Raw genomic sequence first — 24289 nt, forward strand, 5'->3', positions numbered from 1 at the left:
TCCGTACCTCCTCGACCGCGCCTCCGCGTCGCGCCGGTGGGCAACCGGGCGCGGACCTAGGGTGGGCGCATGCGCGTTCTCGTCGCCGGTGGAGCCGGCTACATCGGCAGCGTAGTCACGGCTGCTCTCCTCGAGGGAGGTCACGAGGTGACCGTCCTGGACGACCTCTCGACCGGGCACGCCGACGCCGTCCCCTCGGGTGCCCGCTTCGTGCAGGCGTCGCTGCACGACTCCGCGCCGGTCCTCGCCGACGTCCGCCCCGAGGCGGTCCTGCACTTCGCGGCCAAGAGCCTGGTCGGCGAGTCGCAGGTCGAGCCGGAGATCTACTGGGACACCAACGTGTCCGGGACGCTCGCGCTGCTCGAGGCGATGCGCGCGGCCGACTGCCGGCGGATCGTCTTCTCGTCCACCGCGGCCACCTACGGCGAGCCCGAGCAGGTGCCGATCCGCGAGGACGCCCCGACCCGGCCCACCAACACCTACGGCGCCACCAAGCTCGCCGTCGACGCGATGCTGACCTCGTACGCGGCCGCGTACGACTTCGCCGCGGTGAGCCTGCGCTACTTCAACGTTGCCGGCGCTGCGTACGGCCTCGGCGAGCGGCACACCACCGAGACCCACCTCATCCCGATCGCGCTGCAGGTGGTGGCCGGCCAGCGGGAGCACCTGACGATCTACGGCGAGGACTACCCGACCGAGGACGGCACCTGCATCCGCGACTACATCCACGTCGAGGACCTCAGCGACGCCCACCTGCTCGCGCTGACCGCGCCGTCCCCGGGCGAGCACCGCATCTACAACCTGGGCAACGGCACCGGCTTCTCGGTGCAGCAGGTGATCGACGCCGTCCGCGAGGTCACCGGGCACCCGGTGCCGGTCGAGGTCGGCCAGCGGCGGGCCGGGGACCCCGCGCAGCTGGTGGCCTCCAGCGACCGGATCCGTGCCGACCTGGGTTGGACGCCGCGGCACACCGACCTGGCCGGCATCGTGCGCGACGCCTGGGAGACCGCCCAGAAAAGGGCGTGAGGCCGGCCCCCCGCAGGGCCCGCCGCGAGCCTGGTGACGTGCTGGAACGGCCACCCTTCAGGGTCCCGCGCCGAGCCTGCGAGGCGTGGGGGGAAGGGTGGTCCTCTTTCAGGTGCCGATCGTCGGGGTCGGCACCTGGGCCGGGTCGACCTCGGGCTGCGGGGCGCGGCCGACCGAGATCCGCGCGATCCGCCGTCCGTCGAGCTCCAGGACGGTGAGCGTGCGCCTCTCGACCTCGACGCTGTCGCCGACGACGGGCAACCGGCCGAGCTCGGCGAGCACGTAGCCGGCGACGGTCTCGTAGGGCCCCTCGGGCAGCTGCAGGCCGGTCGCCTCGCGGAAGTCGTCGAGGTTGAGCAGCCCGTCGAGCTCCTGCGGGCCGTCCGGCCGCTCGTCCCCGCCGTCGGCGACGTCCTCGTCGTACTCGTCGTAGATCTCGCCGATGACCTCCTCGATGAGGTCCTCGAGGGTGACGATGCCGTCGGTGCCGCCGTACTCGTCGACGACGATCGCCAGGTGCTGGTTCTCCCGCCGCATCTCCGACAGCGCGGTGAGGACGCCGGCGGTGCCCGGCAGCCGCTTGACCTCGCGGACCAGGTCGCCGACGGTCGCCGCGCGCCCGGCCGGGTGGTTGGGCAGGAACAGGTCGCGGACGTGCACGAAGCCCAGGACGTCGTCCTCGTCGCGGCCGACGACCGGGTAGCGGGAGTGGCTGGAGTCGTACACCTGCTTGGCCGCCCGGCTGGCGGTCATCGACGCGTCGAGGAAGTCCACCTCCGTGCGCGGGGTCATGACCTCGCGCACCTCGCGGTCACCGGCCCGGAAGACCTCGCCGATGAGCCGGCGCTCGTCGGAGCTCAGCGACTCGTGCGCCGTGACCAGGTCGCGCAGCTCCTCCTGGCTGATCGACTCGCCGCTGGCGCTCGGGTCCCCGCCCACCAGCCGGACGAGCAGGTTCGTCGACTTCGACAGCAGCCAGATGACCGGGCGCGACAGCTTGGCGATCGCGTTGAGCGGCGCGGCGACGAGCAGGGAGAAGCCCTCGGAGCGCTGCAGCGCCAGGCGCTTGGGGGTCAGCTCGCCGACCACCAGGGACAGGTAGCTGATCCCGATGGTGACCAGCACGAACGCCAGCGGGTCGGCCAGCCCGGCGCGCATGCCGAGGGTGACGAACCACTCGCCGAGCGGCTGGGACAGCGTGCTGGCACCGAACGCGGCGGAGAAGAAGCCGGCCAGGGTGACGCCGACCTGGACGGCGGCGAGGAAGCGGTTGGGGTCGCTGAGCAGCCGCTGCACCGCCTGGCCGCGGCGTCCCCCCGACTCGGCCAGCGCGCGCACCTGCGACTCGCGCAGGGACACCAGGGCGATCTCCGCCCCCGAGAAGGCGCCGCCGATCAGGACGAAGACGACGACCATCAGGATGTTGAGCCAGACGTCGCTCACCGGCGGCGCGCTCCTGTCGAGTGGGGCTGGGGGACGACGTCCATGCTGCCCGCTCGGCCTCGCGGGGGCACCATCCGGGCGACGTCGGTCGCCCCGCAGTGACCTCGGCCACAGCCCACTGCCGATCACGCTGTGCGTACGGCTACTCTTGCCAGAGTAACGATTCGTGATCTAGCACCTGGTGAGGATCAGCCCTCGTGCACCACATGCCGGCGGGTCCGCCGCTCTCTTCCCGCATCGCCGCCTCGTTCTCCCGGTGGGCTCGTCTCCTCCGCCTCCCGCGCCTGGTGCCCCTGCTGCTCGTGGTCGGCGCGGTCGCCGTCGTGACGGTCGGAGCGCCGATGGTGTCCGGGGCGGTGACCAGCTTCACCGACCCGGTGGCGCTCGAGTCGACCGCGACCTCGGCCGGCACCCCCTCCGCCACGGCCGGCACCGGCGGGTCCTCGTCGTCCTCCCGTGCGTCGGCGGACGCCCCGCTCGTGCGGATGGGCGTCGACGGGGACCCGGCGCCGCAGACCTCCGCGGCGGCACCCGCGACCCCGCCGGCCGGGACGTCGACCCCCGCGGTCCCGTCCGTCCCGGCGACCGGGGCGCCGGAGCGACCGTCGGCGTCCGCCGAGGTCCCCGTTGCCGAGGAGCCCGCGCCCGCGGTCGAGCTGCCCGCCGTCGAGGCGGGGACCGAGCCGGCGCCCGTGGCGCGGGCGACCGCCGCGGCAGCCGCCCCCACCGCGGAGGCGGCGGTGCTGGCGCTGGTCAACGAAGCCCGCGCCGACGCCGGCTGCGGCGCCCTCACCGCCGATCCGGCGCTGGCCGCGGTGGCGCGGGCGCACAGCGCGGACATGCGCGACCGCGGCTACTTCTCGCACACCAGCCCCGAGGGGCTGTCCCCGTTCGACCGCGCCGAGCAGGCCGGCGTCGACCACTCGCGGGCGGAGAACATCGCCTTCGGTCAGGCCGACGCCGCCGCGGTGATGGAGGCCTGGCTGGAGAGCCCGGGCCACCGCCGGAACATCCTCGACTGCGAGCTCACGAAGCTCGGCGTGGGCGTCGCCGAGGGCCCCGGTGGCCCGTGGTGGACCCAGCTCTTCGGCGCCTGAGAGAGGACCCTCCTGCCCCCTCCACTCGCAGGCTCGCGGCGGGACCCTGCAGGAGGGCCGGGCTCGGAGAGGGCGCTCAGCGTGAGGTCGCCCCGGCCGGCCGCTGGGCTCGGAGAGCCCGCACCCGAGCGATGAGCAGGTCCGGCCGCCGGAGGTCCTCCCCCGTCACGCGGACGACGAGCCATCCGGCGGCGTTGAGCCGGTTCAGCCGGCGGCGATCCTGCCACCTGCGACGCCTGCGCGACGTCGTCATGCCGGAGGCGAATCCACGCCGAACTGCGAAACTGCTCGCGCGTCAGCAGCCCCTGCCGGACGACAGCACTCCCACGGACGACGCGGCCCGGCAGCTCGTGTGGGCGCGCAGGGGTGATCGACACCCTGGGACCCTGCCGTCTCCCGAGACCTCGACCAGCGCCGTCCACAGGACGAGAACACGTCAGTGGCCCCCTCGGGCGTGCCGAGAGGGCCACTGGCGTGCGGTCACCGCTCGGTGACCTCCGTGCGTCTACGTCAGGCCATGGCCTTCTGCAGGTTGCCGTCGATGGCCGCCAGGAAGTCCTGGGTGGTCAGCCACGGCTGGTCCTTGGAGATCAGCAGCGCGAGGTCCTTGGTCATCTGGCCGGCCTCGACGGTGTCGACGCAGACCTTCTCCAGGGTCTCCGCGAAGCGGGTCACCTCGGGGGTGTCGTCCAGCTTGCCCCGGTGGGCCAGGCCCCGGGTCCAGGCGAAGATCGACGCGATCGGGTTGGTCGAGGTCTCCTTGCCCTGCTGGTGCTGCCGGAAGTGGCGGGTCACCGTGCCGTGGGCGGCCTCGGCCTCGACGGTGCGGCCGTCGGGGCTCATCAGCACCGAGGTCATCAGGCCCAGCGACCCGAAGCCCTGCGCCACGGTGTCGGACTGGACGTCGCCGTCGTAGTTCTTGCAGGCCCAGACGTAGCCGCCCTCCCACTTGAGGGACGCGGCGACCATGTCGTCGATGAGCCGGTGCTCGTAGGTGATGCCGGCCTCGTCGAACTTCGACTTGAACTCGGCCTCGAAGACCTCGGCGAACAGGTCCTTGAACCGGCCGTCATAGGCCTTGAGGATCGTGTTCTTGGTCGACAGGTACACCGGGTACTGGCGGTTGAGCCCGTAGTTCATCGAGGCGCGGGCGAAGTCGCGGATCGACTCGTCGAGGTTGTACATCGCCATCGCGACGCCGCCGCCGGGCGACTGGAAGACCTCGTGCTCGATGGGGGCGGAGCCGTCCTTCGGCGTGAAGGTGATCGTCAGCGTGCCCTCGCCCGGGAAGCGGAAGTCCGTGGCGCGGTACTGGTCACCGAACGCGTGGCGGCCGACGACGATCGGCTTGGTCCAGCCCGGGACCAGCCGCGGCACGTTCTGCATGATGATCGGCTCGCGGAAGATGACGCCGCCGAGGATGTTGCGGATCGTCCCGTTCGGGGACCGCCACATCTTCTTGAGGCCGAACTCCTCGACCCGCGCCTCGTCGGGGGTGATCGTCGCGCACTTGACCCCGACGCCGTGCTTCTTGATGGCGTTGGCGGAATCGACGGTGATCTGGTCGTCGGTCGCGTCACGCGACTCGATGCCCAGGTCGTAGTACTCCAGGTTCACGTCGAGGTACGGGAGGATCAGCTGGTCCTTGATGAACTGCCAGATGATCCGGGTCATCTCGTCGCCGTCGAGCTCGACGACGGTGCCCTCGACCTTGATCTTGCTCACGCGTTCTCCTCGCTAGCGCTCGTCGGCCGCGTCCGCGGCCGCTGCTCTGTCCACTGGTGCGCTCGCAGGCTCACGCACTCTGCGATTCCCTCCCTGCACCGCTGACCGGAGCGGTCAGAGGTCGGCCACGTCGGACTGCTTGGCGCGCACGGCCTCGGCCGCCTCGCGCAGCCCGGTGAGCTCGCTCTCGGTGAGGTCGCCCTCGACCACCCGGCGCACGCCGTCGCGGCCGATCTCGGCCTCGACCCCCAGGTAGACCCCCGAGATGCCGTACTCGCCGTCGACCCAGGCACACACCGGCATGACCGCACCGGAGTCCTGCATGACCGCGCGCGCCATGCGGGCGGCGGCCGCGGAGGGGGCGTAGTACGCCGAGCCGGTCTTGAGCAGCGCCACGACCTCGGCGCCGCCGTTGCGGGTCCGGTCGACGAGGTGCTCGATGCGGTCGGCCGGCAGCACGTCGGCCAGCGGCTTGCCGTCGACGGTGCAGCGCGAGGGCACCGGCACCATCGTGTCGCCGTGCGAGCCGAGGGTCAGGGTGCGCACCGAGCCCACCGGGACGCCGAGCTCCTCGGCGACGTTGTTGGTGAACCGGGCGGTGTCGAGCATGCCGGCCTGGCCCATCACCCGGTTCTTGGGGAAACCGGTGGCCAGCTGGGCGAGCGCGGTCATCTCGTCCAGCGGGTTGGAGACCACGATGACCACGGCGTCCGGCGAGGTCTGCGCGATGTTCTCGGCGACCTGCCGGACGATCTTCGCGTTGGTCTCGATGAGGTCCATCCGGCTCATGCCGGGTTTCCGCGGCAGGCCCGCGGTGATGACGACGACGTCGGAGCCCTCGGTGCCCTCGTAGGACCCGCCGCCGACGCCGACGACCCTGGTCTCGAAGCCCTCGATGGGCCGGGACTGGTTCATGTCGAGGGCCAGGCCCTCGGGTTTGCCCTCCACGATGTCGGTCAGCACGACCGTCTCGAAGACGTCGTACTCCGCGAGTCGGAGGGCGGTGGTCGAGCCGTAGAACCCGGCACCGACGACGGTCACCTTGCCGTTCCTGGGCTGCTCTGCCATGGCGGCCAACCTATCGCTGGCCGGGGCTCCGCGCCCGGTCGGGTGCGGCCCCCGTGCAGGGTCCCGCCGCGAGCCTGCGAGTGGCGGGGGCGAGGGCGGCCGCCCTTCAGGGGCCCACCCCGAGCTCGCGAGGGGTGGGGGAAGGGTGGTCCTCTGTCAGGCGCCCGGGATCGCCAGCGCGAAGGCGGTGAGGAGGACGCCGACGCCGACCAGCAGGACGACGTCCACCGGCCGGCTGCGGACGGCGAGGAAACCGACCCGGCGCAGCGGGAGCAGCAGCCGCAGCAGGCCCCCACCGACCAGGGCCAGCCCGACGACGACCAGTCCGCGCCGCCAGTGCTCGAAGGTGACCATGAGCAGCCCGGTGCCCACCGTGAGCAGCACGACCAGCAGCGGCAGCTGCCGCAGCAGCCCGGCCAGGAACGGCCGGCGGGTGTAGAGCGGCGGGCGGGTCATGGTCAGGCGGACAGGACGTCCGTGGCGGCGGCCTGCTCGGCGGCCAGGACGACGTTCTGCAGCAGCATCGCCCGGGTCATCGGGCCCACCCCGCCCGGGTTCGGGGCGACGTGGCCGGCGACCTCGACGACGTCCGGGGCCACGTCCCCGGCGATCCTGCCGTCGACCCGGCTGACGCCGACGTCGAGGACGGCGGCGCCGGGCTTGACGACGTCCCGGGTGACCAGACCGGGCACCCCGGCCGCGGCGACCACGATGTCGGCGCCGCGCAGGTGCGCGGCGAGGTCGCGGGTGCCGGTGTGGCACAGGGTCACCGTGGCGTTCTCGCTGCGCCGGGTGAGCAGCAGGCCCAGCGGCCGGCCCACGGTGATGCCGCGGCCGACGACGACGACCTCGGCGCCGGCGATCGGCACGTCGTAGCGGCGCAGCAGCTCGACGATGCCCAGCGGCGTGCACGGCAGCGGCCCCGGGACGTTGAGGACGAGCCGGCCGAGGTTGACCGGGTGCAGGCCGTCGGCGTCCTTGGCCGGGTCCATCCGCTCGAGGACGGCGCTCTCCTCGATGCCCGCGGGCAGCGGCAGCTGGACGATGTAGCCGGTGCAGGCCGGGTCGGCGTTGAGCTCGTCGACGACGGCGAGGACGTCGTCCTGCGTCGCGGTCGCGGGCAGTTCGCGCTGGATGCTCGCGATGCCGACCTGCGCGCAGTCCTTGTGCTTGGCGTTCACGTACCAACGGCTGCCCGGGTCGTCACCGACGAGCAGCGTGCCCAGGCCGGGACGGTGGCCGGCAGTGGTGAGGGCGGCGACCCGCTCGGTCAGCTCCGCGCGGATGGCTGCTGCCGTGGCCTTGCCGTCGAGAGTGGTCGCCTGCACGGCCGACAGTCTGCCGGAGGGGGGTCCGGGAGGAGCCACCCCGCCCTAGGCTCCCTGGTGCGGGCGTCTCCCCCGCCCGCGGTTGCGCGAGGAGTGCACATGAGCGAGCGCGAGCAGACCCCGGCCGGCGGAGTGCGGGGCGCCGACGACTGGCGGGAACAGACCATCCCCGGCATCCAGCCGGTGGCCGCCCCGGTGTCGGCCGGCGGTCCCGGCCACGCGCCCGGTCCGCCTCCACCCCCCGGCCTCGGCGGGCCTCCCGCCCCGGCGTACTCGACCCGGCCGGTGCGCGTGCGGCGCCCGGACAGCCTGGCCAGCCTCCTGCTCCTCCTGGCCGGCATCGCGGCGGGCGTCAGCCTGCTGCTGCGCTGGCTGCCCGGCAGCGACCTCACCGGGTGGGACCTGGTCCGCCGCGGCCTCGACGACGCCGCCGACGGTGGTGTGGCGGCGGTCTTCGACAACGGGTTCTGGCAGCCGATGGCGGTCGTGCTGGGCGGCGCGGTGCTGTTCCTGCTGGGCCTGCTCGTCGTCCTGCCGGCGCGCTCGCACCGCTTCCTCGGGGTGCTGGCGCTGCTGGTGAGCCTGGCGGCCGGCGCGGGGGTGCTGGTGCCGCTGGCCGACGTCGGCTGGGACACCGCCACGATCGACACGGGGTTCTGGTTCGCCGTCGCCGTCCCGGTGCTCGGCCTGCTGGGCGCGCTGAAAGCGCTGTTGACCAGCCCCCGCTGGAGGTGATCAGTCGACCACCAGGGCGCCGTGGGCGCGGGCGACCTGGACGGCCTGCACCAGGTCGAGCTGCACGCCGGCCAGCTCGAACGCCCGCCAGTCGACCGCGTCGGTCGAGGCGCCGCGCAGGTCGGCCCCGCGCAGCTGCGCCCCCTGCAGGCGGGCCCGGTCGAGGTCGGCACCGGTGAGGTCGCACTCACGCAGGTCGGCGCCGGTCAGGTCGGCCTCCCGGAACCGCTGACCGGCCAGCACCAGCCCGGAGAGGTCGGCGCCGCGCAGCGACGTCCAGCTCCAGTCGCTGTCGGTCGTGGTCATCGGCCGCAGCTGCGCGCCGGGGAACTGCGAGCCGGTGAGCTTGCAGCCGTCCCAGGTGACGTCGAACAGCCGGGCGCGGTCGAAGCGGCAGGAGAGGAACGCCGTCCCCCGGTGCCTGGCCCCGCCCATCCGCACCCCGGTGAGCACGCAGGAGTCGAAGACGCACCGCCGGGTGACCAGCTCCTCCAGCCCGGCGTCCTCGAACCGGCAGCGGGTGAAGGTCACCCCCTCGAGCTCGGCGCCCCACCAGTCGACCCGGGCGAAGTCGGCCCCCTCGACGACCGCGCCGGCCTCGGGCGGCGGTAGGTGCGGGCGGGACGTGTGACGTGGCCCCGTGCAGGGACCCGCGCCGAGCTTGCGAGGTGTGGGGGGCACGGGGTCCTTTCTCAGTGGGCGAAGTGCCGGGTGCCGGTCAGGTAGACCGGGATGCCGGCGGCGGCCGCGGCCGCGACGACCTCCTGGTCGCGCACCGACCCGCCCGGTTGCACGACCGCCCGCGCCCCGGCGTCGAGCAGCACCTGCAGACCGTCGGCGAAGGGGAAGAACGCGTCGGAGGCGGCGACCGACCCGGCGGCCCGCTCCCCCGCCCGGGCGACGGCCAGCCTCGCTGCGTCCACCCGGTTCACCTGACCCATGCCGACGCCGACGGTGGCCTTGTCGTGGGCCAGCAGGATGGCGTTGCTCTTCACCGCGCGGACCGAGCGCCAGGCGAACACCAGGTCGTCGAGGCCGGCGGCGTTCAGCGGCTCGCCGGTGGCGAGGGTCCAGGTGGTGGGGTCGTCGCCGGGGGCGTCGACGCGGTCGGCACTCTGCACCAGCAGCCCGCCGCTGATCGGGCGCAACTCGGTCGCTGCCTGGGCCGCCTCGCCCAGCCGGAGCAGCCGGATGTTCTTCTTCGCGGTGAGCACCTGCAGCGCGTCCTCGGTGAAGGACGGCGCGACGAGGACCTCGGTGAACACCTCGGCCACCTGCTCGGCCATGGTGAGGTCGACCTCGCGGTTGGCCGCGATCACGCCGCCGAAGGCCGAGACCGGGTCGCAGGCGTGCGCCTTGCGGTGCGCTGCGGCGATGTCGGTGCCGACGGCGATGCCGCACGGGTTGGCGTGCTTGATGATCGCCACGCACGGGTCGGCGTGGTCGTGCGCGGCCCGCCAGGCGGCGTCGGTGTCGACGTAGTTGTTGTAGGACATCTGCTTGCCGTGCAACTGCTCGGCGTGCGCGAGCCCCGGCCGACCGCTGCGGTAGAGCGCCGCCTGCTGGTGCGGGTTCTCGCCGTAGCGCAGCACGTCGGCGCGCTCCCAGCTGCCGCCCACCCAGGTGGGGAACACCGACTCCGCGTCGGGCGCGACGACGCTGCCCAGCCACGAGGCGACGGCGATGTCGTAGCTCGCCGTGTGCCGGAACGCCGCGACGGCCAGCCGCTGCCGCTCGGCGAGGGTGAAGCCGCCGGCGGAGACGGCGGCGAGGACGTCGCCGTAGCGAGCCGGGTCGACGACCACGGCGACCGACGGGTGGTTCTTCGCCGACGCGCGCACCATCGCGGGGCCGCCGATGTCGATCTGCTCGACGCACTCGTCCGGGCTGCTGCCTGCAGCCACCGTCTCGGTGAACGGGTAGAGGTTGACGACGACGAGGTCGAACGGCGCGATGCCGAGGTCCTCGAGCTGCTGCACGTGCTCGGGCTTCCGGCGGTCGGCCAGGATGCCGGCGTGCACCGCGGGGTGCAGCGTCTTCACCCGCCCGTCGAGGCACTCGGGGAAGCCGGTGACCTGCTCGACCGGGGTGACCGGCACCCCGGCATCGGCGATGCGGCGCGCGGTCGCGCCGGTGCTGACCAGCTCGACGCCGGCGTCGGCCAGGCCGCGGGCCAGCTCCTCGATGCCGGTCTTGTCGTAGACGCCGAGCAGGGCACGGCGGATCGGGGTGCGGTCGCTCATCGGGGGTCCTCCGTGGTCTCGGTGCCGAGGCCGGTGACCACGCGCGCCACCGTCTCCACCAGGAGCTCGCGCTCCACGTCCTTGATCCGTTCGTGCAGGCGCGCCTCGTCGTCCCCGGGGAGGACGGGCACCTCCCGCCGGGCGATCACCGGGCCGGTGTCGACGCCGGCGTCCACCCAGTGCACCGTGCTGCCGGTGACGTCGACGCCGGCGGCCAGGGCGTCGCGGACGGCGTGCGCGCCCGGGAAGGCCGGCAGCAGCGCGGGGTGGGTGTTGAGCAGCCGGCCGCCGAAGCCGTCGAGCACGGCCGGGCCGACGATCTTCATGAACCCCGCGGAGACCACCAGGTCGGGCCGGTGCGCGCCGATGGCGGCCGCCAGCGCGCGGTCCCAGGCGGCGCGGTCGGGGTGGTCGCGCAGCGCGACGGTGAAGGCGGGGACGCCGCGGCGGCGGGCGTGCCGGAGCCCTGGGGCCTCGCGGTCGCTGCCGACGGCCACCACGGCGGCCGGATAGCCCGGGTCCTCGGCGGCGCTCAGCAGCGCCTCGCACAGCGATCCCGTCCCCGACAGCAGGACGACGACCCGCGCCCGCGGGGACTGCTCGGCGGCGGGCACGGCAGCGACCCTATAAGGGCCCCCTCGCCCCCCACCGTGAAGGACCCCGTCCTGCGCACCGGTCGCGGCAGAAGGACCTCCCTGCCCCCCACCGCTCGCCAGCTCGCGGCGGGGCCCTGCACGGAGGCCGGGGGCGAGAGGGTGCTCTCTCAGCTCAGGGATCGCCAGCGGGTGACCGCGGCCGCGACCGCTGCGGCCACGCCGGCCTGCAGTGCCACCGCCAGGCCGGTCGCCACCGGCGGCGCCCCGACCTCGGCCAGCGCGCCGTCGCCGAGCGAGCCGCCGGCCACCCAGGCGACCAGGCCGCAGGTCAGGCCGAGCAGCACGCCCGCCAGCACCCCCCACAGCCCGGCGACGACCGACCCGCCGTCGTCCAGCCGCCGGCCCAGCGTCGCGCCGGCGACCAGACCGGCGAACGCGGGCACCACCTGCGAGGCGAAGGCCAGCAGCGGCACCGCCTGGGTGTCGGGCAGCGCGGCCAGCAGCGGCAGCGCCGGAACGGCCCCGAGCGTCACGCCGTGCACCGAGACGAGGGTGCCGCTGCCGACGGCGAAGCCCGGGCCGGCGGCCACGCCGATCGCGGCAGCGGCGGCATTGGGCAGCAGCAGGATGCCGAGCACCAGCAGCCCGACCGCGCCCGCGCCGGACCCGCCGAGGGACCGCGACAGCGCGGCGTAGCCCCCGGTGTCCGCGGCCAGGGCCACCGCCACCACGAGCAGGCCGAGGGAGACGGCGGTCAGCAGCCCGGCCGCTGCCGCGCGCAGCAGTGGCCGCACCGGGCCGGGCGCGGAGTCCAGGGCGTCGTCGAGCAGACCGGAGTCGCGCGCCGTCCCCCAGCCGACGGCCAGGACGGCGAGGACGGCGCTGCCGATCGCGGCCCGCAGCAGGTCGACCTGCGCCCCCGGGGTGTCGACGAGCAACCCGACCAGCACCGTCAGCAGCGTGTGGGTGCCGACCGCGGCGGCCAGGGCGGCAGCGAGCGGCCGGCCGCTGGTGAGGTCGCAGGCGCGGACGACGCCGCGGCCGGCGCTGGACAGGCCCCAGGCGACGGCCATGGTCAGCAGCAGCGGCGCGAGCACCAGCGGGCCGGACGGGAGCGTCAGGCCACCGCCCTGGGCGAGCAGCCACAGCTGCCCGGCCAGCCGCCCGGAGCCCACGACCGGCAGTCCGCCGGCCGGGTCGAGCGTCTGCACCACGATCGACGCGAGGCCCACGCCGAGCAGGCCGAGCACCGTGACCGCGGCGGTCGCCACGGCGGCGAGGACCGGGGCGTGCCGCGACGGGCGGGCACCCGGGTCCCGCTGCCCGGGCAGGCTCAGTCGGGCGAGCAGGGAGACCACGCCCCCACTGTCCCAAGGCCGGGCCGGGATCGCCGGAGCACGCGCCCGGCGATCCCGGCGGAGGGCGGCAGGAGGACTACGCGGACGGGTCGCCCCCGGCGCCGGAGGCGGCGGAGCCGCCGGGCCGGCCGGCACCGCGGCCGCCCTGGGACGGCGGCGTCGCGGTGCCCGGGGAGGGCTGATCCGGAGCCGGCGGCTGCGGTCCGTAGCCGGGCTGCTGCCCGTAGGTGGATGGCTGCCCGTACGCCTGCCACCGCTGGTCCGGCGGCTGCCGGGGTGGCCAGGTCGTGCCCGCGACGGCCGCGGCCGGCCGGGTGCGGAGCCGACGGAGCAGCGTGAGGACGGCGACGGTGAGGGCTGCGGTCGCGGCGAGGATGGTGAACAGCGCGAACAGGCTGAAGCCGCCTTCGAAGGTGCTCAGCCACTCGACCAGGGTCAGCAGGACGGCCAGCGAGGTCAGTCCCACCGTCACGAAGCCGCGGGGGAACGGCAGGCCGAGGTCCACCACCGTGGGCAGCAGCGCCCACACCGCGGCCAGGACGAGCAGCACGGCGGCGGTCGTGACCAACGCGAAGTCGAAGCCGTTGATCGACTCGGCGAAGCCGAACCCGAAGTCGAAGGTGAACCACGGGAGGGTGGCGAACAGCAGGAACGCCGCCGCGCAGAGCGCGACCAGGTAGTCACCCCGGTCCGGCCGCTTCCGGTCGAAGCCGACCCGGGTGCCGCTGCCGGCCGGCTGCCCGTACGGCTGCTGCACCGGGGCCTGCTGGCCGAGGGGCTGACCCCACGGCGGCTGCTGGCCGTACTGGGGCTGCCCGTACGCCTGCTGCCCGTACTGCGGCTGGCCGTAGGGCTGCGGGTACTGCGCGCCGTGGCCCGGCTGGCCGTAGGGCTGTTCCGCATAGCCCGGCTGGCCGTAGGGCTGCTCCGCATAGCCCGGCTGGCCGTAGGGCTGCTCCGCGTAGCCCGCCTGGCCGTACGGCGGCTGGCCGTAGCCCGCCTGGCCGTACGGCGGCTGGCCGTAGCCGGACTGACCGTACGGCGCCTGCTGCCCGTAGCCGGGTGGGCCGTAGGGCTGTTGCGGCGGGTACTGCGCGCCGTAGCCCGGCTGGCCGTGGACCGGCTGCTGGCCGTACCGGGGCTGCTCCTGGTGCGGCTGCCCCGGTGCGGGGTGTCCGTCGTCCGGACGGTGCCCGCCCTCGCCCTCGCCCTCGCCCGGCTGCTGCCCGTACCCGCCCAGCGGCTGCGGCGGCTGACTGGTCATCGCGGGGCGCTCCTCGGTCGTGGCTGGGAACTGCACGGATCGTGGACACCGCCCGCAGCACGTACCACCGCGGCGCCCCCATCATCCCCCGCCGAGCCGCAGACGAGCTGCAGACGCCGCTGCCCGGCGACCCGTGCGGGGCCGCCGGGCAGCCGGCCCCGCCCAGGCCACCACCCCGAGCATGCGAGGGGCGGCTTCAGGCGCCGACGATCTCCCGCATGAGGCGGGCGGTCTCCGACGGGGTCTTGCCGACGCGGACGCCGGCGGCCTCGAGGGCCTCCTTCTTCGCCTGCGCGGTGCCGGCCGAGCCGGAGACGATGGCGCCGGCGTGGCCCATCGTCTTGCCCTCGGGCGCGGTGAAGCCGGCGACGTAGCCGACGACCGGCTTGGTGACGTTGCCCTGGACGAAGTCCGCGGCCCGCTCCTCGGCGTCGCCACCGATCTCACCGATCATGACGATGGCCTCGGTCTCCGGGTCGTCCTGGAAGGCCTGCAGGCAGTCGATGTGCGTGGTGCCGATGACCGGGTCGCCACCGATGCCCACGCAGGTGGAGAAGCCGATGTCCCGGAGCTCGTACATCATCTGGTAGGTCAGCGTGCCGGACTTGCTGACCAGCCCGATCTTGCCCTGCTTGGTGATGTTGGCCGGGATGATGCCGGCGTTCGAGCGCCCGGGGCTGATCAGGCCCGGGCAGTTCGGGCCGACGATCCGGGTCGAACTGCCCTGGGCGTGGGCCCAGAAGTAGGTCGAGTCGTGCACCGGGATGCCCTCGGTGATCACGACGGCGAGCCCGATCTGGGCGTCGACGGCCTCGATGACGGCGTTCTTCGCGCCGGCCGGCGGCACGAAGATGACGCTGACGTCGGCGCCGGTCTCCTTCATCGCCTCGGCGACGTTGCCGAACACCGGGACGCCGGCGCCGTCGAAGTCGACGCTCTGGCCGGCCTTCTTCGGGTTGACGCCACCGACGATCGCCGTCCCCGAGGCCAGCATGCGCTGGGTGTGCTTGCGCCCCTCGGAGCCGGTCATGCCCTGGACGATGACCTTGCTGTTCTCGTTGAGGAAGATCGACATCTCTCTGGTGTCCTGTTCTGGGGAGTGGACGGCGCGGCCCCTCTGCAGGGACCCGCGCCGAGCCTGCGAGGCGTGGGGGCAGAGGGGTCCTTCTTCAGGCGGCGGCGAGCTCGGCGGCCCGGCGGGCGGCGCCGTCCATCGTGTCCACCAGGGTCACCAGCGGGTGGTTGGCCTCGGCGAGGATCCGCCGGCCCTCCTCCACGTTGTTGCCGTCGAGCCGGACGACCAGCGGCTTGGTCGCCTCGTCGCCGAGCAGCTGCAGCGCGTGCACGATGCCGTTGGCGACCTCGTCGCAGGCGGTGATCCCGCCGAAGACGTTGACGAAGACGCTCTTCACGGCCGGGTCGGACAGGATGATGTGCAGGCCGTTGGCCATGACCTCGGCCGAGGCGCCACCGCCGATGTCGAGGAAGTTGGCCGGCTTGACGCCGCCGAACTCCTCACCGGCGTAGGCGACGACGTCCAGCGTGCTCATCACCAGCCCGGCACCGTTGCCGATGATGCCGACCTCGCCCTCGAGCTTGACGTAGTTGAGGTCCTTCTCCTTGGCCGCGGCCTCCAGCGGGTCGGCCGAGGCGGAGTCCTCGAGGGCCTCGTGCTCGGCGTGCCGGAAGCGGGCGTTCTCGTCGAGGGTCACCTTCGCGTCCAGCGCGAGGACCGTGCCGTCGGGGGCCTTGGCCAGCGGGTTGACCTCGACCAGGGTGGCGTCCTCGCCGGAGAAGACGTCCCACAGCTGGACGGCGATGGCGATCACCTGGTCGCGCACCTCGGCGGGGAAGCCGGCCGCGTCGACGATCTCGGCCGCCTTCGCCTCGTCGACGCCCTTGCTCGCGTCGACCGGGATGCGGGCCAGCGCCTCGGGCCGCTCGACCGCGAGCTGCTCGATCTCCATGCCGCCCTCCTTCGAGGCCATGGCCAGGAAGGTGCGGTTGGAGCGGTCGAGCAGGTAGGAGAAGTAGTACTCCTCGGCGATGTCACTGGCCTGGGCGACCATCACGCGGTGGGTGATGTGGCCCTTGATGTCCAGGCCGAGGATGTCCTGCGCGCGCGCCCGGGCGTCCTCGGCGTCGTCGGCGAGCTTGACGCCGCCGGCCTTGCCCCGGCCACCGGTCTTCACCTGCGCCTTGACGACGACGGTGGTGCCGATCTCGCGGGCGATCGCCTCCGCCTGCTCGGGGGTCTCGGCGACGCCGCCGGGGAGCACGGGGACACCGTGCGAGGCCAACAGGTCACGGGCCTGGTACTCGAAGAGATCCACGAACAGGCACCGTATCGCCCGCGGGACCCGGGCCGTGCACCGGCGCTGGGAGGGTGGGCGGCATCACACGACGCCGGCCACCGGGGCTCCTCGCCGGCGAGGAGCCGCAGCGGTGCACCGATCCGGCGCCGTCCCCGCGATCGCCCTGCTCACGGCCGGGGTGTCCACGGTGGTTCCCCGATGAGCTGCCCGCGCAGCCAGCCGGCGACCTCCGCCGGCGCGGTGCCGGGCGGGGAGAGCCGGGTTCCCCGGGGCAGCTCGGCGTCCGCTCCGCACCCGAAGACGACGACGTCGTGCACGCCGCGGTCGGCGAGCAGCGCGCGGAGCCGGGCGAGCACCTCGGGTGCGTCGGCGGGAAGCACCGGCAGGCCGACGGCGTCGGCGTCCTCCTGGACGACGGTGTCGGCGAGCTGCTCGAGCGAGGACCGGCCGGCCTGCACGACCTCCATCCCGGCGTCGCGCAGGCCGCGGGCCAGCGTTCCGGTGGCGCGGTCCTCGCCGTCGTCGCCCGGCGTCGCGATCACCACCCGGATGCGCTCCTCGCCGGCCGCGCCGGGGGCGGTCACCGGGCGGGAGCCGGGCACAGCCGCCAGGCCAGCACCGTGAGGACGACGTAGCCGACGCCGGCGAGCAGCAACCCGGCGCCGGGCAGCGTCCACTCCAGCTCGTCGGAGACCGCCGCGTCGCGCAGGCCGGTCAGCCCGGCGGCGAGGACGACGACGGCGATGGCCAGCAGCGCGCCGACCGCGGCCAGCCGCGGTCGCAGCGACGGCGCCAGCACCGAGCAGAGGACGACGGCGCCGGCCAGCAGCAGCCCGCCGAGCAGGGCCAGCCCGGGCCGCTCGAGCAGCCCCTGCGGGCCCTCCTGCTCGACGACGACCTGCAGCCCGGTCGTCGGGTCGGAGACGATCCGGTCGGGGACGTCGGCGGGCGGCAGCACGAGGCACAGCACGGCGCCCACCCCCAGCAGCGCCGCCGCACCGGCCAGCGCCGGACGGGCCGGGTCGAGCGAGCCCGCGTCCTCCATGACGGTGCGCCCCCAGGCCGCCACGGCCAGCGCGCCGGCCAGGACGGTGAGCCCGAGCGCGACGGCGCCCAGCACCCACCCGGGTCCGACGTCGACCGAGCTGGTGAGGACCCGCTGCCCGGCGATCACCTCGATGCCCGGCCGGACGGTGGAGGTGCTGGCCCGGTAGAGCTCGATCAGCAGCAGGCCGACGGACAGCGTCCCACCGATCGAGGCGAAGGCGAGGCCGAAGCGGGGCACCCGGCCGGCGGCGAGGCCGCCGCCGACCACTCCGGCGGTCAGCGGCACCACCAGGCCGGCGAGCAGGCTGCCCGCACCGGCGGACTGGGAGACCTCCGTGCCGCCGATGACGAGGTAGGTCGGGACGAGGCCGACTGCGCCGACCACCCCCGCGAGGACGAGGAGCACACCCGCCAGGCGTGCGGTCGGCGGCCGATCACCCACGACCAGCCCGTCGGCCGGCACCGCGGGGGTCGGCCCGGACGGCCGGCGGGGACCGGTGCGGCGGGCCGCAGGACGCGCCGTCCCTCCCCCGGACCTGGTCGAGCGGGCGCGGGTGGAGCCATCGCGGGTGACCACGGTTCCCCTTCGTCTCGGTCACGAACTGGCCTCGGCTCGTGGCGTCGATGTGACGATCACCACACGACGGCTTTACCGTCGGGTGAACTGGGCATCCCACGGAGGCCTCCAACCCCGGGGGACCAGTCCGGTCAGCGGTCCTGACGGGGAGGAACGATGCACGCACTCAGCGACCCGGAGTCCGGTCCAGCGTCGCACAGGGACGCGGCCGGCCCGGGAGCCCCACGGCACCCCGTGCGCTCGCTGATGACCCGGGCCGCGCTCACCGGCGGGATCACCGAGCTGGCCCTCGTCGGCGCCCACATGGTCATGTACCCCCTGGGCACCCGCGCCGAGCAGTTGCGGCCCGACCCCCGATGTCGCCCCGGTGAGCAGCCGCCCGCGGTGCGCGCCCTGTTCGCCGCCGACCCGCTGGCCGCGCGCGTCCCCGTCGTCCTGGTGCACGGGCTGATCGACAACCACTCGATCTTCGCGGTGATGCGGCGCAGCCTGCGCCGTCGCGGCTTCACCTCCGTCTGCTCGTGGAACTACAGCCCGCTGCTCGCCGACGTCGCGCGCGGCGCCGCCGACCTCGGCCGGCACCTGCAGCGCATCTGCGAGCAGACCGGGTACGAGCGGGTGCACGTCGTGGGGCACAGCCTCGGCGGCCTGCTGGCCCGCTACCACGTGCAGCGCCAGGGCGGTGACCAGCACGTCGAGTCGCTGGTGACGCTCGGGACACCGCACCAGGGGTCGCTGCTCGCACACCTGCTGCCCACCCCGCTGGTCCGCCAGCTGCGGCCGGGCTCCGCGGTGCTGCGGGAGCTGGCCGAGCCGGCGCCGGGGGTGCGCACCCCGCTGACCGCCGTCTACAGCGACCTCGACCAGGTCGTCGTCCCGACCAGCGCCGGTCGTTGCGACCACCCGGACCTGCAGGCCCGCAACGTGCTGGTCCGCGGGGTCGGCCACATGTCGCTGCCCTTCCACCGCACCGTGCTCGACGAGGTCGCCACGACCCTCGCCGGCCGCCGGCAGCCGCACATCCACGTCGCCGCCCCGGCCGCCGTCGCCTGAGCCACTCCTCCCCCGCCCGCCCCACCCGTCCGGTGCGGCGGGCGGGCGTGTGCTGCGCCACCGCCGCTCCCGTCACACCGGTCCCAGCGGACGCAGACACGTCGACACTCCGCGCCGGTGACCCGTCGCCGAGCTGACTGATCGTTACGGTCCGATCACGGCGCCGGTACCCACCGGCAGGCGTCCCCGGACGTCTCCGCCGCCGTCGCCCCCCGACGGGCCGCTCCTGCGGCGCCCGCTCGGGAAGCGCTCACGAAGAAGGTGCCCCGTGACCCGCTCGACCGGCCCCGCGCTGCTGGAGCGACCGGGCACGAAGCGTGAGCCCGCCGCCGACGTCGTCCGCGCCCTCCTCGCCGCCAGGACCGGCGCGGCACCGGCCGCCGAGACCCCGGAGCCCGACGCCGCCGAGCAGCCGCCCTCCGGCCGGGGCCGCCGCCTGCCCCGCCCGCCGGGCCGGCGTGGTCCGATCTGGCTCGCCGCGCTCGTCGCCGGCGCCGTCGTCGCCGCCCTGCCCAGCACCCTGGGCTCGGACACGGCCGGGCTGTCGGTCAGCGCCGCCGACTACGGCCTGGGGGTCGCCTCCGAGGTCGGGTTCAGCGGCGACCTGGAGGACGCCGGCGTGCGCCGCGGCATCACCGAGGCCGAGGCGCAGGCCCGCCTCGGGGAGCTGGCCGCCTCCCGCGCCGCCCGCGAGCCCAAGACCGTGCTCCCCGCGCAGGGCCGGCTCACCACCTGTTTCTGCATGCGCTGGGGCACGATGCACTACGGCATCGACCTCGCCGGGCCGCTGGGCACGCCGATCTCCTCGGCCACCGACGGCGTCGTCATCCGCGCCGGCCGGGCCTCCGGGTACGGCAATGCCGTCTACATCCAGGACCCCGACGGCAACGTGCACGTCTACGGCCACATGCGCTACTACGACGTCGAGGCCGGCGACCTCGTGCACGCCGGCGACCAGATCGCGAAGATCGGCAACGAGGGTCAGTCCACCGGGCCGCACCTGCACTACCAGATCCACCGCGGGAGCATGAACGGCCGCCCCATCGACCCGCAGGAGTTCCTCGCCGAGCGCGGCGTCGTCATCTGACCCGTCTCCGGCTGCTCCGTGCCCGGAGTCGCGGTCGGGGTGGCCGGCCGCCTCGCTCAGAGCTCGACGAGCGGGTCCGCTACAGCTTCACCAGGGGCGCGTAGCGCAGGACGAGGCGCTTGGTGCCACCGGAGCCGAAGTCCACGGTCGCCTGCGCCTTGTCGCCGATGCCGTTGACCTCGACGACGGTGCCCAGCCCGAAGGCGTCGTGGCTCACCCGGTCCCCGACCTGGACGGAGATGACCGGCCGGTTGCCCGAGCCGCCGCGCAGCCCGCCGGTGGACAGCCCGGTGGCCGCCACCCGCTGCTGCGCCGAGCGGTAGCCGGTGCTCGGCGCCGGCACGGGCTCCTTGCCCGCCCACTGCACGGTGTCCGACGGCAGCTCGTCGAGGAAGCGGGACGGCGGGTTGTAGGCCGGCTGCCCCCAGCTGGTGCGCACCGTGGCCCGTGAGATGAACAGCCGCTGCCGCGCCCGGGTGATGCCGACGTAGGCCAGCCGGCGCTCCTCCTCCAGCTCGCGCGGGTCCCCGAGGGCGCGCAGGTGCGGGAAGACGCCGTCCTCCATGCCGGTCAGGAAGACGACCGGGAATTCCAGGCCCTTGGCGGTGTGCAGGGTCATCAGCGTGACGACGCCGGCGTCGTCCCCGGCGACGGGGATCTGGTCGGCGTCGGCGACCAGCGACACCTGCTCAAGGAAGTCGGGAACCGAGCCGCCCGGGTTGGCCGCCTCGAACTCCGCGGCCACCGAGATGAGCTCGTTGAGGTTGTCGACGCGGCCCTCGTCCTGCGGGTCGGTGCTGGCCTGCAGCTCGGTGAGGTAGCCGGTGCGGTCGAGGATGCTCTCCAGCAGCGCGGCCGGGCCGGAGCCGGTCTCGGCCAGCTGCTCGAACTCCTCGAGCAGCGCGACGAACTCCTGGACCGCCTTGAGCGACCGGGGCGCGAGGGTGTGCACCTCCGAGCACCGGCGCAGCGCGGAGCCGAACGCGATCCGCTCCCGGTCGGCGAAGGACTCGATGCAGGACTCGGCCTTCTCGCCGATCCCCCGCTTGGGCACGTTGATGATGCGGCGCAGGCTGACGACGTCGGCCGGGTTGGCGACCAGCTTGAGGTAGGCCAGCGCGTCGCGGACCTCCCTGCGCTCGTAGAAGCGCACCCCGCCGACCACCTTGTAGGGCATGCCGACGCGGATGAACACCTCCTCGAAGACACGGGAGGCGTTGTTGGTCCGGTAGAAGACCGCGATGTCCTTGGGCTTGGCCTTCCCGTCGTCGACGAGCGCGTCGATCTGCTCGGCGACCCAGGCGGCCTCGTCGTGCTCGTTCTCGGCGACGTAGCCCTCGATCAGCTCGCCGTCGCCGGCGTCGGTCCACAGGTTCTTGGGACGGCGGCCGGTGTTCTTCGCGATGACCTGGTTGGCCGCCTTGAGGATGCGCTGCGTGGAGCGGTAGTTCTGCTCCAGCAGGATCGTCGTGGCCTGCGGGTAGTCGCGCTCGAACTCGTCGATGTTGCGGATCGTCGCGCCGCGGAAGGCGTAGATCGACTGGTCGGCGTCACCGACGACGCACAGCTCGGCCGGCGGCACCGGTCCCTCCCCCGTGCCGACCAGCTCGCGGACCAGCACGTACTGCGCGTGGTTGGTGTCCTGGTACTCGTCGACCAGCACGTGCCGGAAGCGGCGGCGGTAGTGCTCGGCGACGTCCGGGAACGCCTGCAGCAGGTGCACCGTCGTCATGATCAGGTCGTCGAAGTCCATGGCGTGCGCCTCGCGCAGCCGCCGCTGGTAGAGCGTGTAGGCCTCCTTGAGCACCTTCTCCGGTGCTGTCTGGGGGCTGAAGGACTCCTCGTCGACGAGCTCGTTCTTCAGGTTCGACACCTGCGCGGCCAGGCTGCGGCCGGGGTAGCGCTTGGCGTCGAGGTCCAGGTCGCGGGCGACCATCGTCATGAGCCGGACCGAGTCACCCTGGTCGTAGATCGTGAACGACGACTTCAGGCCCAGCTTGGCGGCCTCGGCGCGCAGGATGCGCACGCACATCGAGTGGAACGTCGACACCCACATCGCCCGGGCGCGCGGGCCGACGAGCGCGGCGACCCGCTCCTTCATCTCGCCAGCGGCCTTGTTCGTGAAGGTGATCGCCAGGACCTCGCCGGGCTGCACGCCGCGGGCGCCGAGCAGGTAGGCGATCCGGTGGGCGAGCACCCGGGTCTTGCCCGAGCCGGCGCCGGCGACGATGAGCAGCGGGCTGCCCTCGTGGACGACGGCCTGCCGCTGCGGCCCGTTGAGGCCGGCGAGCATGCGGTCCAGCTCCCGCCCCACCTGACCGGACGCGGAACGCTGGAGGGACGCGGTGCCCGGGAGGGCCTGCTGGACGCTCATCCCGGGGCCCCCGCAGAAACGAGGAGCGCCAGCGGAGCGTTTTCGTGGGGTGGGTTCATGACCACACCACTGTAGTTCGGTCGGGTGGCCGCCAAGGCCAGAGATGCCGGTCCACCCGGCCACGGCTAGCGATGTGCGGTGCTCGACGGAGTCGGGACCAGAGCGGCTCGCTTCAGCGGCCGCCCCGGTTGCAGGCGGGGGTCGTCGTCGAGGAGCCTCCGGCACATCGCGTGCTCACCCTTCGTGTACGCGATGAGGTAGACGCGGTCGATCCGGCCGGCCGGATGCGACTCCAGATGGTCGGCGACGGTGTCCAGGACAGCGGGGACGATGGCGTCCAGGCTGCCCTTCGCGCTGCCCGAGCCGAGGAGCGGGAGCAGCACCGACCGGATGTCGTCTGCCCGCTCGGCGAGCCGCTCGGCACAGCGGAGCACGGCACGGACGCAGCCGCCGATGTCGCCGGCATGCCCGTAGCCCCGACCGAACTCGCCGACGGCGGCCGCGACGTGGAGGACCCGCTTCACGCTGTGCGACTCGGCGAGGTCACCCGGCTCGGTGTCGAAGACCGTGCTGAGGGGGACGCTGCGCCGGCCCTCCATCCTGGCCGCGAGCGCGCGGCCGATGACGTCCTCGACCACCTCACCAGCGCTGTCGTGGCGTCCACCCAGGTAACGGATGACCCCGGACACCGACCGGTCGTAGTAGCGCGCCATCTGCATCTCGACGTTCTCGGAGTTGACCCAGACGTCGGCGAAGGTGACGAGGTCGAGTCCGCCCCCGACCAGCCCTATCGCCCCACTGGGCCGATCCACGAGCTGGTACACCAGCACGTCGCCACCCCTGACCGGCTCGGTGCTGTCCGGGGCCTTCGAGGCGGCGTTGCTCTCCCGGCGGGACAGTTCCCGCTCCCGCGCCTCGAGGTCCTCCGCCTGCAGCGAGTACCGGATCCCGACACCCCAGACGACGAGGTACGCGGCGATCGCACCGGTGGCCTGTCCCCAGGTGAACTCGGGGCTGATCGTGCTCTCCGGGAAGAAGAGGAAGATCAGGAACACCGGGCACAGCGCGACGACGAGCCAGGCCAGCACCAGACGCACCCGTGGCCGGGGGACGCCGGGCCGCGTCCTGCCCGCGAGGGCGAGGGGCAGCCCGATCGCGAGGGAGACGACGGCGCAGACGAGAGTCGTCCACTGGAACGTGGTCATCGCAACCACTCCTGGCCACGGAACGGCGTGCCCCGCCCGCGCGGGGAGGCGTCGCGCAGGTCAGTCGGCGTACACAGCGGCTGGGGCATCCGCCGGCGCTCCCTCCCCGGACGGCAGGTCCGGACACGTGCGCTCGTAGGGCAGGCCGGGCGCGAACTGGTCCCACTCGGCCTGGGACAGGTTGCGGTTGACCACCCGGCAGCCGGCGTCCATCCACGATGAGAACCGCAGGTCCCACAGCTGGGCCCGCTGGTCGTTGCCGGCGGTGGCCAGCAGCGCACCGTCGGGGGCGAACGCCACACCGTTCACCCCGCCGGTGTGGCCCTCCAGGGCCGAGCCGTCGGGCAGGCGGCTCGCCGTGTCCCACAACTGCACCGTCGAGTCGTCGCCGACCGTGGCGAGCAGGGCGCCGTCGGGGCTGAAGGCGACACCGTTCACCGCGCCGCTGTGCCCCTCTAGCGGTGAGCCGTCGGGTCGACCGCTCGCCGTGTCCCACAACTGCACCGTCGAATCGAGGCTGGCGCTGGCCAGCAGGGTGCCGTCGGGGCTGAATGCCACCGCCATGACCGCATCGGTGTGGCCGGCCAGCGGAGCACCGTGGGGCTGACCGGTGGCGACGTCCCACAGCCGCACGGTCGTGTCGACGCCGGCGCTGGCCAGCAGGGCGCCGTCGGGGCTGAACGCCACCGCCCTGACCCAATCGGCGTGCCCCTCCAGCGGAGCACCCTGGGGCTGACCGGTGGCGACG

The 24289-nt window shown here is 74.0% G+C and carries 22 protein-coding genes; 5 read left to right on the forward strand and 17 right to left on the reverse strand.

What is annotated here, in order from left to right; genetic code table 11:
* Positions 1-69: 69 nt before the first annotated feature.
* Positions 70-1026, forward strand: a complete 957-nt coding sequence (galE, locus tag BUB17_RS16615) for a UDP-glucose 4-epimerase GalE (RefSeq protein WP_072919802.1) — start codon at positions 70-72, stop codon at positions 1024-1026.
* Between the two features lie 108 nt (positions 1027-1134).
* Here galE and BUB17_RS16620 read toward each other — a convergent pair whose 3' ends face one another.
* Positions 1135-2469, reverse strand: a complete 1335-nt coding sequence (locus BUB17_RS16620; RefSeq protein WP_072919803.1) for a hemolysin family protein — start codon at positions 2467-2469, stop codon at positions 1135-1137.
* Between the two features lie 287 nt (positions 2470-2756).
* On the opposite strand from BUB17_RS16620, the gene BUB17_RS27870 reads away from it, so the two are divergent.
* Entirely contained in the window at positions 2757-3566 is an 810-nt protein-coding gene (locus tag BUB17_RS27870) for a CAP domain-containing protein (protein WP_244277294.1), read from the forward strand.
* 510 nt (positions 3567-4076) lie between these two features.
* Here the strand turns inward: BUB17_RS27870 and BUB17_RS16630 are convergent.
* The 4 genes from BUB17_RS16630 to BUB17_RS16645 all read right to left on the reverse strand — a co-directional run bounded on the left by BUB17_RS16630 (position 4077) and on the right by BUB17_RS16645 (position 7687).
* Positions 4077-5291, reverse strand: coding sequence for an NADP-dependent isocitrate dehydrogenase (locus tag BUB17_RS16630; protein WP_072919804.1), 1215 nt, complete (start codon positions 5289-5291; stop codon positions 4077-4079).
* 114 nt (positions 5292-5405) lie between these two features.
* Positions 5406-6359: a malate dehydrogenase gene (gene mdh / locus BUB17_RS16635; RefSeq protein WP_072919805.1), complete on the reverse strand. Its 954-nt coding sequence runs from the start codon at positions 6357-6359 to the stop codon at positions 5406-5408.
* Between the two features lie 156 nt (positions 6360-6515).
* Positions 6516-6815, reverse strand: a complete 300-nt coding sequence (locus BUB17_RS16640) for a DUF3017 domain-containing protein (protein ID WP_012950394.1) — start codon at positions 6813-6815, stop codon at positions 6516-6518.
* A 2-nt stretch (positions 6816-6817) separates the two neighbouring features.
* On the reverse strand, positions 6818-7687 hold the full coding sequence (locus tag BUB17_RS16645) for a bifunctional methylenetetrahydrofolate dehydrogenase/methenyltetrahydrofolate cyclohydrolase (protein WP_072919806.1): 870 nt from the start codon (positions 7685-7687) through the stop codon (positions 6818-6820).
* Positions 7688-7786: 99 nt separating this feature from the next.
* Between BUB17_RS16645 and BUB17_RS16650 the strand changes: the two genes are divergently transcribed.
* Positions 7787-8422 carry a hypothetical protein gene (locus BUB17_RS16650; RefSeq protein ID WP_072919807.1) on the forward strand — a complete coding sequence of 212 codons (636 nt, stop codon included), beginning with the start codon at positions 7787-7789 and terminating at the stop codon, positions 8420-8422.
* Here BUB17_RS16650 and BUB17_RS16655 read toward each other — a convergent pair whose 3' ends face one another.
* From BUB17_RS16655 to BUB17_RS16695, 9 genes are all read right to left on the reverse strand, one after another.
* Positions 8423-9103 carry a pentapeptide repeat-containing protein gene (locus BUB17_RS16655; RefSeq protein ID WP_072919808.1) on the reverse strand — a complete coding sequence of 227 codons (681 nt, stop codon included), beginning with the start codon at positions 9101-9103 and terminating at the stop codon, positions 8423-8425.
* A gap of 11 nt (positions 9104-9114) precedes the next feature.
* On the reverse strand, positions 9115-10665 hold the full coding sequence (gene purH / locus BUB17_RS16660; protein WP_072919809.1) for a bifunctional phosphoribosylaminoimidazolecarboxamide formyltransferase/IMP cyclohydrolase: 1551 nt from the start codon (positions 10663-10665) through the stop codon (positions 9115-9117).
* Positions 10662-11279, reverse strand: coding sequence for a phosphoribosylglycinamide formyltransferase (purN, locus tag BUB17_RS16665; protein WP_072919810.1), 618 nt, complete (start codon positions 11277-11279; stop codon positions 10662-10664). Before purN ends, purH begins: the two co-directional genes overlap by 4 nt.
* Positions 11280-11428: 149 nt before the next feature.
* Positions 11429-12619 carry a cell division protein PerM gene (locus BUB17_RS16670; RefSeq protein WP_072919811.1) on the reverse strand — a complete coding sequence of 397 codons (1191 nt, stop codon included), beginning with the start codon at positions 12617-12619 and terminating at the stop codon, positions 11429-11431.
* 76 nt (positions 12620-12695) lie between these two features.
* Positions 12696-13883: a hypothetical protein gene (locus tag BUB17_RS16675; protein ID WP_072919812.1), complete on the reverse strand. Its 1188-nt coding sequence runs from the start codon at positions 13881-13883 to the stop codon at positions 12696-12698.
* 196 nt (positions 13884-14079) lie between these two features.
* Positions 14080-14958 carry a succinate--CoA ligase subunit alpha gene (gene sucD / locus BUB17_RS16680; RefSeq protein ID WP_072919813.1) on the reverse strand — a complete coding sequence of 293 codons (879 nt, stop codon included), beginning with the start codon at positions 14956-14958 and terminating at the stop codon, positions 14080-14082.
* A gap of 94 nt (positions 14959-15052) precedes the next feature.
* A complete protein-coding gene (sucC, locus tag BUB17_RS16685; RefSeq protein ID WP_072919814.1) occupies positions 15053-16216 on the reverse strand; it encodes an ADP-forming succinate--CoA ligase subunit beta in 1164 nt (387 codons plus the stop codon).
* Positions 16217-16365: 149 nt separating this feature from the next.
* Positions 16366-16800, reverse strand: coding sequence for a cobalamin-dependent protein (locus BUB17_RS16690; RefSeq protein WP_244277296.1), 435 nt, complete (start codon positions 16798-16800; stop codon positions 16366-16368).
* Positions 16779-17630, reverse strand: a complete 852-nt coding sequence (locus tag BUB17_RS16695) for a hypothetical protein (RefSeq protein ID WP_244277298.1) — start codon at positions 17628-17630, stop codon at positions 16779-16781. Before BUB17_RS16695 ends, BUB17_RS16690 begins: the two co-directional genes overlap by 22 nt.
* A gap of 426 nt (positions 17631-18056) precedes the next feature.
* On the opposite strand from BUB17_RS16695, the gene BUB17_RS16700 reads away from it, so the two are divergent.
* Together BUB17_RS16700 and BUB17_RS16705 are read left to right on the forward strand one after the other, a co-directional pair.
* Positions 18057-18875 carry an esterase/lipase family protein gene (locus BUB17_RS16700; RefSeq protein ID WP_244277300.1) on the forward strand — a complete coding sequence of 273 codons (819 nt, stop codon included), beginning with the start codon at positions 18057-18059 and terminating at the stop codon, positions 18873-18875.
* Positions 18876-19143: 268 nt separating this feature from the next.
* Positions 19144-19962: a M23 family metallopeptidase gene (locus tag BUB17_RS16705; RefSeq protein WP_072919817.1), complete on the forward strand. Its 819-nt coding sequence runs from the start codon at positions 19144-19146 to the stop codon at positions 19960-19962.
* Positions 19963-20041: 79 nt separating this feature from the next.
* On the opposite strand, the gene pcrA is transcribed toward BUB17_RS16705, so the two are convergent.
* The 3 genes from pcrA to BUB17_RS16720 form a co-directional block, all read right to left on the reverse strand.
* A complete protein-coding gene (pcrA, locus tag BUB17_RS16710) occupies positions 20042-22336 on the reverse strand; it encodes a DNA helicase PcrA (protein WP_072919818.1) in 2295 nt (764 codons plus the stop codon).
* A 125-nt stretch (positions 22337-22461) separates the two neighbouring features.
* A complete protein-coding gene (locus BUB17_RS16715; protein WP_072919819.1) occupies positions 22462-23541 on the reverse strand; it encodes a macro domain-containing protein in 1080 nt (359 codons plus the stop codon).
* Between the two features lie 60 nt (positions 23542-23601).
* The coding region (locus BUB17_RS16720) for a WD40 repeat domain-containing protein (protein ID WP_141243050.1) at positions 23602-24289 on the reverse strand (688 nt) is incomplete at its 5' end.

Source organism: Geodermatophilus obscurus (assembly GCF_900143215.1).
Classification (GTDB): Bacteria; Actinomycetota; Actinomycetes; order Mycobacteriales; family Geodermatophilaceae; genus Geodermatophilus; species Geodermatophilus obscurus_A.